5 protein-coding genes and 1 pseudogene are annotated in these 7574 nt (G+C 42.3%); 4 read left to right on the plus strand and 2 right to left on the minus strand.

The features are described from left to right. Nucleotides 1-351 precede the first annotated feature (351 nt). Nucleotides 352-1605 (minus strand): ATP-binding protein, encoded by a 1254-nt coding sequence (locus AB5642_RS15345; protein ID WP_368371732.1) that lies wholly within the window; start codon nt 1603-1605, stop codon nt 352-354. A gap of 388 nt (nt 1606-1993) precedes the next feature. Here AB5642_RS15345 and AB5642_RS15350 point away from each other — a divergent pair, with 388 nt between their 5' ends. From AB5642_RS15350 to AB5642_RS15365, 4 genes are all read left to right on the plus strand, one after another. Next, entirely contained in the window at nt 1994-2683 is a 690-nt protein-coding gene (locus AB5642_RS15350; RefSeq protein WP_019162604.1) for a response regulator transcription factor, read from the plus strand. Next, nucleotides 2680-3711: a sensor histidine kinase gene (locus AB5642_RS15355; protein WP_368371733.1), complete on the plus strand. Its 1032-nt coding sequence runs from the start codon at nt 2680-2682 to the stop codon at nt 3709-3711. The genes AB5642_RS15350 and AB5642_RS15355 overlap by 4 nt, the downstream gene beginning before the upstream one ends. Before the next feature lie 177 nt (nt 3712-3888). Further along, the gene (locus tag AB5642_RS15360; RefSeq protein ID WP_019162602.1) at nt 3889-4554 is read left to right on the plus strand and encodes an ABC transporter ATP-binding protein; all 666 of its coding nucleotides are present in this window, start codon (nt 3889-3891) and stop codon (nt 4552-4554) included. Nucleotides 4555-4568: 14 nt separating this feature from the next. Continuing rightward, on the plus strand, nt 4569-6980 hold the full coding sequence (locus AB5642_RS15365; RefSeq protein WP_118609157.1) for an FtsX-like permease family protein: 2412 nt from the start codon (nt 4569-4571) through the stop codon (nt 6978-6980). Nucleotides 6981-6999: 19 nt separating this feature from the next. On the opposite strand, the pseudogene AB5642_RS15370 reads toward AB5642_RS15365, so the two are convergent. Next, nucleotides 7000-7377: pseudogene (locus tag AB5642_RS15370) on the minus strand (hypothetical protein); the annotation flags it as partial. Between the last annotated feature and the right edge of the window lie 197 nt (nt 7378-7574).

Consider the following 7574-nt stretch of genomic DNA (forward strand, 5'->3'; position numbering starts at 1 on the left):
TGAGTTTTTTAATACCACTCGTAAGAAACTCGTAACATTAAATTTTTCAGTAAAGAAAAAGAGCATATGGAATTGAATCCATACACTCTATGATTACTGGAACTTTATTTCATTTTTAATTCAACAAACTTTTGTTTATCTCGTTCTTAAGTTCATCTTTATTCTCGTATGTTCTCACTATCGGAATCGTACTCTGTCTGTTCTACATAATCTGCGGAACAGTCTCGTTTATACGGATAAAAAAATAAACTGAGCCACGGCTGTTCCAACATGAAATCAGCCGTGGCCTTATTTATATCATTTCACTCTTTTTTGAAATAGAACAACACCACAGCAACAACTCAAATCGACTTAAAATTCCAGACTATTCGCATTCAGCAAGAAATACTTCATTCCCATGATGACAAAACCTTCATCATTTCTCCAAGGCTTTTTGCTGCCATTTACAATGACGATCTTCTTGAAAGAGTCCGGAATATTACGCAGAGAATTGAACTCCTGCGTCTGTTTTTCTTCCGAAGTCATGTCATATGCAACCTGGATATAGTATCTCTGGTTTCCTTGATTCACCACAAAGTCAACCTCCAACTGCTTGCGAACACGTTTGCCCTCTTTATCCTTATCGAAGATATCCACGACACCCACATCAACATTGTAGCCACGGATCAGCAGCTCGTTATAAACAATGTTCTCCATGATATGAGTAGGCTCCTGCTGTCTGAAATTCAGACGTGCATTTCTCAGTCCCAGATCAGTAAAGTAGTATTTCAGATTTGCACCGATATACTTTCTGCCTTTAATATCGTATCGGCTTGCCTTGGAAATCAAAAAGGCATCTGTCAAATGGTCGATATGCTTGGAGATGGTTTTATTAGCATAAGTCATCTGGCGCTCACTGGCAAAGGTATTGGCAATCTTCGAAGGGTTGGTCGGTGCGCCGATTGCAGATGCAAGCACATCAACCAGAATCCCAATCTCATCCACGTTCTGAATCTTATTTCTTTCAATAACATCCTTCAGATAGACATTTGCAAAGATGTTCTTCAGATAGTCCGCTTTCTGTTGTTCGCTCTGGAAACTTACGATCTGCGGCAATCCTCCGTAGATCATGTAGTCATCCCAGGCATCATCATAATCGCCGTCATAGACAGAATAAAACTCTGCAAAGGAGAGAGGGTAGATTCTAATCTCATCACCTCTGCCACGGAATTCGGTCACAATGTCGCTGGACAGGAACTTGGAATTACTTCCGGTGACATACACATCAATATTGCTCATGCGGAGCAGGCTGTTCAGCACTTCCTCAAATCGTGGCATGAACTGCACTTCATCCAAAAGGAGATAATACTTCCCGTCGTCTTTCATGGCATCCTTGATGTACTTGAAGCATACCTTGGGATCTCTTAATTCCTCGTTCTCAATACCATCCAATGCAATTTCAATAATATGATCAACATCAACGCCGTTCTCCAGTAAGTATCTCTTAAAGATGGTAAACAGCAAAAAGGATTTGCCACATCTACGAATGCCGGTAATCACCTTTATCATTCCATTATCTTTTCGCAGGGTCAGCTGCTGTAGGTAAGCGTCTCTTTTAATCTCCATCGTTACACTCCCCATTTCCGTGCACCTACACACTTTTTAGTAATGAGATTCTATCACAGAACGACCTGAATTTCAATATGTATTCCCATTTTATGTGCATCTACACATTTTTATGTAATGTTGATAAATATATTTTCAGATTTTTTTGATTGCAGTGTCTATAATCGATTACTCCAATCGTTATTATAGGTAGACAACAAAAAGAAGATGGTTCCGATGTTTCATTAAATATGTTCGTTAAGGACAGCAATTTGACACTGCTGTCCTTTCTTTTATAAAATTGCAGTACACAGAAAAAAGCTGTAAAATGAAAAATATATTTGTCCTTGTAACAATTCTCGGACATTTGCCTGTTATACTATCTGCAAAAAGAAAAGGAAGTGACAATATGAAGCAGATTTTAATTGTCGAAGACGATAATCTTTTGAATAAAACGCTTACTTATAATTTGGAATTGGACGGTTACACAATAACTTCTGTTCTGAATGCAAGGACAGCCGCTGAATCATTAAAAACAAACATTTTTGATTTGGTATTGCTGGATATAAATTTACCAGACGGAAATGGTTATGACCTATGCCGTCTTATCAAGCCAGAGCATCCTGATACAGTAGTTATATTTCTAACTGCCAACGATCAGGAAAGCGATCAGATACGAGGATATGAAGCTGGTGCAGTGGATTATATCACGAAACCTTTTTCGATTAGTGCTTTGCAGCGAAAGATCAAAGCCATGTTCGCTATGTTGGAACATCACAAACCAGCTAAGGATATTTACGAGGATGGCAGCCTGTTTCTGGATTTTTCGGAACAATTTGCAAGCTTGAACGGGAAACCATTAGCGCTTTCTGCGATGGAATATAAAATGCTGAACCTATTTCTTAAAAATCCGAAGCAGGTACTTACCCGCCAACAACTTTTGGAAAGGCTGTGGGACATTGATGAAAAATATGTAGATGAACATACCCTTACTACTTCTATCAGCCGCATTCGCAGTAAGATTGAAGCGGATGGCGACACATATATCAAAACGGTTTACGGTATGGGTTATCAATGGACAGGAGGCGAAAAGAAATGAAACTGAATAACCTTTCTGCTAAGAAAATTTGTAGACTGATTAGTGCTGGCATGGTTTTCTCTATGCTGGTAATTACCGGTATTCTCGGCGGTATAATGCAGGATATACGAATTTTCATAGCAGGTGGAACATTGACACTCTGTGCATTTTTCTGGATTTGGCTATTGGTGCTGTTTTTTGGAAAACGCCTTTCTCATTTTACTTCTAATTTGTGCCGGACGCTGGACAACATGATTGATGGAAACGAGGAATTACAAAAGTCAAATGATAGTGAAACTCTTTTTGCCCGTATCAACCACCGCTTAATCCGGTTGTATGAGATTATGCAGGAAAATCGGCACAAGGTAGACATGGAACGACAGGAGCTTCAAATGCTGATTTCTGATATTTCGCATCAAGTCAAAACACCTGTCAGCAATTTGCAAATGGTAACGGACACACTTTTAACAAAGCCTGTTTCAGAAGAAGAACGGATGGACTTTTTGCAAGGCATACGCAGTCAGACTGATAAACTGGATTTTCTGTTCCAAGCACTGGTTAAAACATCCCGGTTAGAAACCGGAGCAATACGATTAGAAAAGAAAGACAGCAGCTTATTCCATACGCTTGCACAAGCTATGAGCAGTATTGTATATGCCGCAGAGAAAAAAGAAATTTCTGTATCCGTGGATTGCCCGGAAAATTTGATAATCTCCCATGACAACAAGTGGACAAGCGAAGCCCTTTTCAATCTGCTGGACAATGCAGTAAAATACACTCCGTCAGGTGGAAAGATTTCTGTATCAGTGGTTCAGTGGGAAATGTATGTGGAGATCAAAGTGACCGACACCGGCAAGGGCATTTCCGAAAGCAATCAGGCTGCCATCTTCCGACGCTTTTATCGTGAGGAAGAAGTACACGAACAGCAGGGCGTGGGCATTGGCCTGTATCTGGCCCGCGAGATCGTAACGCGGCAGGGCGGCTATATCAAAGTGGTTTCGAGGCTGGGCAAGGGTTCGGAATTTTCTATTATGCTGCCTACAAAATAGAACGCGGCGGACGGCCATTTTCGGCTGCCCGCCGTAAATTTTTTTGAAATGTCCGAGCGTTGTAACATTTCACCCCGATTTTCAATGAAATTTTTTGGCCGCTGTAACATTTCGCGGACATTTGGGTTTTATAATACCCTTATCAACAGGAAGGAAGCCTTGAAAGGAGTTTTGAATATGAGCGTTTTACAGACTATCGACCTGAAAAAGTATTATGGCACAAAGCCGAACATTACCCACGCCCTTGACGGTGTGAACTTCTCCGTGGAGGACGGCGAGTTTGTGGCTATTGTGGGAACATCTGGCAGCGGCAAATCCACCTTACTTCACATGATGGGAGGGCTGGACACACCCACTTCCGGCAATGTGATTGTCCGGGACAAAGAACTGTCGAAAATGAACGATGAACAGCTTACTATCTTCCGCCGCCGCAACATCGGCTTTATCTTTCAGAACTATAACCTTGTTCCCATCCTGAATGTGTATGAGAACATCGTCCTGCCGGTGGAGCTGGACGGGGACACGGTGGATCAGAAGTTTTTGGACGAGATCGTTCACTTGTTGGGGCTGGAAGATAAACTGAAAAATATGCCGAACAATCTCTCCGGCGGACAGCAGCAGCGTGTGGCGATTGCCCGCGCCCTGATTACCAAACCGGCTATTGTACTGGCTGACGAGCCGACCGGCAACCTTGACAGCAAGACCAGCGCCGAGGTGCTGGGACTTATCAAGCGTACCAGTGCGGAGTTCCGGCAAACTGTCGTGATGATTACCCACAACAACGACATAGCCCGTCTTGCAGATCGGATTGTCCGCATTGAAGATGGAAAGATTGTGGAATAAGGAGGTGAAAAGCTATGACATGGCCTTTTGAAAATGATACCAGCGCTATCATAAAAAAGCTGGCAAATCGGAGCATGAAAACAGACAAACGAAGCAAAGCCTTTCTGCTTCTCACGATTGCCCTTTCTGTCTGCATGATTTTTTCAATCGTTCTAATATCCGCAGGCGCGCAGGAAGAATTTAAGAATACACAGCGCAGTAAAGCGCAGGTTGCAATTCTGGGAATAACAGATGACCAGTTATCCGGTTTACGTCAAAACAAAGATGTTCAATGGATTGGCGAATATGCTGCAATCGGACTTTTTTATTCAGGCAATAAAACAATTACGGTCGCTTATGGAAGCGAAGATTATTTTACGCATCAGGAAGAAAAATCTTTGCAGGGCAGAGCACCGCAAAAGGCAAATGAGATCATGCTCCCACAGAATTATATTGATTTTTTGGGGAAGTCATATCACCCCGGTGACACCATTACTTTTGATGTAACCGGCACGGGGCATGAGGCAGAATACACGCTTTCCGGCATTTTGAGCGAAAGCAGCAAGAGTGATGGTTATTTCGTCTATCTGAGCAAAGAACTTGCCATGAGCTTAATGAATCATCTTCAAGTAACAGCATATACGCGGCTGAATACAGATGCCATTCGCTCGGAAACCCTTCTTGATTTTACGGATAAAGTCATTGAAAACACAGGCATTGTGGAAGATCAGGTATATCTCACGGAGTATTCTGCTGTTATGACCGGAGCTGTTCAATCTGGCATCCAGCTCCCAATCCCTCTGCTGGCTGCATTGACTGCGGTGCTGGCTGCAACGATTGTGTATGGGGTCTTTTACACGAAGATTGCGAAGAACGTGCAGATGTTTGGTCAGCTACGGACAATCGGAATGACAAAAAAGCAAATTAAACGGATGGTGAGAAAAGAAGGACTCCGGTATGCTTTTACTGGTATTCCTCTTGGACTAATTGCTGGCTTGTTGATTGGATTTATTGTGTATCCGAAGGGATTTCAAATCAAAACGGTTGCCATCTATGCGGTGCTGATTGCCATAGTAGGTGTTGTAATGGTGAATATTGCGATTTTCAAGCCAGTTCGAGTTGCAATGAATACTTCTCCCATTGAGGGTGCAAGATACCTCGCTTATTCAGGGAAAGCAAAAGCCAGTTCAAAGCTGCATCGCAATCTGTCACCCCACAATCTCGCAAGAATCAATATCCAGCGTAACAGGCAAAAAGCTATTTTGACGCTTGTGATGCTGGGCGTAAGCGGTGCGCTATTGCTGGGCGCATCTACGGTTGCAGGCTCTATTGATCCGGAAAAACAGGCAACTTTCAAACACTATCCTGCTGGCAGTATTCTTTTGCAGGTGAAAAATCAAGTCGGCAGTTCGTTTGATAAAGAATCTGAGCCATACGGAAGTTCAAAGCTGCAACTGGAAGAAAACCCGCTTGAAAGCCAGACACTACGGCATGACTTGGAAAACATTGCCGGAGTAGAAAAAATAACTGCATTTAACTGCGTCCATATGTCCATTACCTTCCCCGGCGGGAGTGGTTCTCTCACAAGTATCATGAATGATTTCCCGACACTGAACCGTGAACAACTGGCAGAAAAGCAAGCGGTTTTATCGTCTGGAACGGCAGATTACGATGATATGACCGAAAGAAACGGAATATTGGTTGCAGAGAATATTGCGAGCGTTGGCGACACCTTGCAGTTGGAAGGGCGTTCTCCCGATGGCAGCACGTTTAATATCAACGCAGTTGTTGCAGGCACCTATGACCCGACCGATTTGATGGAACGCAATCCGGTTGTTCCAGGCAGTCCGTATTTTATGATGACATACGATATGGCAAAGAATCTGACAGGTATAACAGATCAGACTGGCATCTTGGCGCTCAAGATCACTCCCAATCATTTTGATGAAGTTCTAAGCGCGGTTCAAGAAATTGCAGAGCAGAGCGGTAAAATATCGGTTAATACGATTGAACAGACAATTAAAAACATTCAGTATCGGTATAGTTCGTCGATAAAGGCACTATATATGGCAGCGGCGATCCTGTTTACATTTGGAAGCATCAGTCTTATGAATATGCTGATGGTCGATTTTCAGAACAGAAAACGGGAATTTGGTCTGCTGGAAGCTGTTGGGGCAACGCAGAAGCAGCTAAAAGCTATGTTGAGTCGTGAGATTGGAATTTACCTCGGAGGTTCGTTGGTAATAGCTCTTGTATTTGGAAGCATTTTAAGTGTAATTGTTTGTAGACGATTGGATGCGGTAAACCATTGCATTACGTTGGTATTGCCGTGGCTGTTTCTACTGGCGTTAGTCGTTGTTTTAGCAGTTATATATTTGATTTTCACTGCATACGCAAAATCCGAGTTGAAGAAAACAAGCATCTTGTCTGCCATAAGGGAGGAATGATCTTTTGTATAGACATCACTTAAAAGGTAGTTAATTTCAAAATAATATCACTCTGTTGATACAGCCAGTCCGTAAATTCTTTCGGGCTGGCTGTTCCTGTTTTTACAGCCTTTTTTCTCTGTAATGCTTCTTTCTTAAAGTCGGCAAAGGCAGCCTGTATTTTTTCCAGACGGTCAGCCGGAAAGCCTGCGGTATTTTTTACCCGGTTTATTTTGTTGCGCCAGTTCTGGCATTCATTTTTATAAAGCAGGTCATAGTTATTTTCTCTTGCCCTCTCGTCAAATTCCCGCTTGTTTTGAAGCGCCTGTGCTTTGCGGCACTTATCGCTGCACAGCTCATACCGCTGGCTCTTTGCCAGAAAATATTTCCCACAGACCTGTACTGTATAACATCTTTTCTCTAACATTTCTTTATCCTCTTTTCTTTGAAATATGAAAGAAAAATTATTCCTTCATATAACGAAACGCTCAGAGGTTGTTTTACAGTGGTCAAAAGCAACTTTTTTTACTTTTTTTCTGTAAGCGCAAAATAATTCGACGGATTGTGTTGCCCTAAAAATCAATCCATAATAATCATTAGAGAATGCAAGCATTT

Source organism: Ruminococcus sp. 1001136sp1_2201st1_G3_2201SCRN_220225, assembly GCF_040924365.1.
Lineage (GTDB): Bacteria > Bacillota > Clostridia > Lachnospirales > Lachnospiraceae > Blautia_A > Blautia_A faecis.

Excerpts from the sequence above, each read along its gene's own strand:
- AB5642_RS15350 (WP_019162604.1), top strand. The coding sequence starts at position 1,994 with ATGAAGCAGATTTTAATTGTCGAAGACGATAATCTTTTGAATAAAACG.
- AB5642_RS15360 (WP_019162602.1), top strand. The coding sequence starts at position 3,889 with ATGAGCGTTTTACAGACTATCGACCTGAAAAAGTATTATGGCACAAAG.
- AB5642_RS15365 (WP_118609157.1), top strand. The coding sequence starts at position 4,569 with ATGACATGGCCTTTTGAAAATGATACCAGCGCTATCATAAAAAAGCTG.
- AB5642_RS15345 (WP_368371732.1), bottom strand. The coding sequence starts at position 1,605 with ATGGAGATTAAAAGAGACGCTTACCTACAGCAGCTGACCCTGCGAAAA.
- AB5642_RS15355 (WP_368371733.1), top strand. The coding sequence starts at position 2,680 with ATGAAACTGAATAACCTTTCTGCTAAGAAAATTTGTAGACTGATTAGT.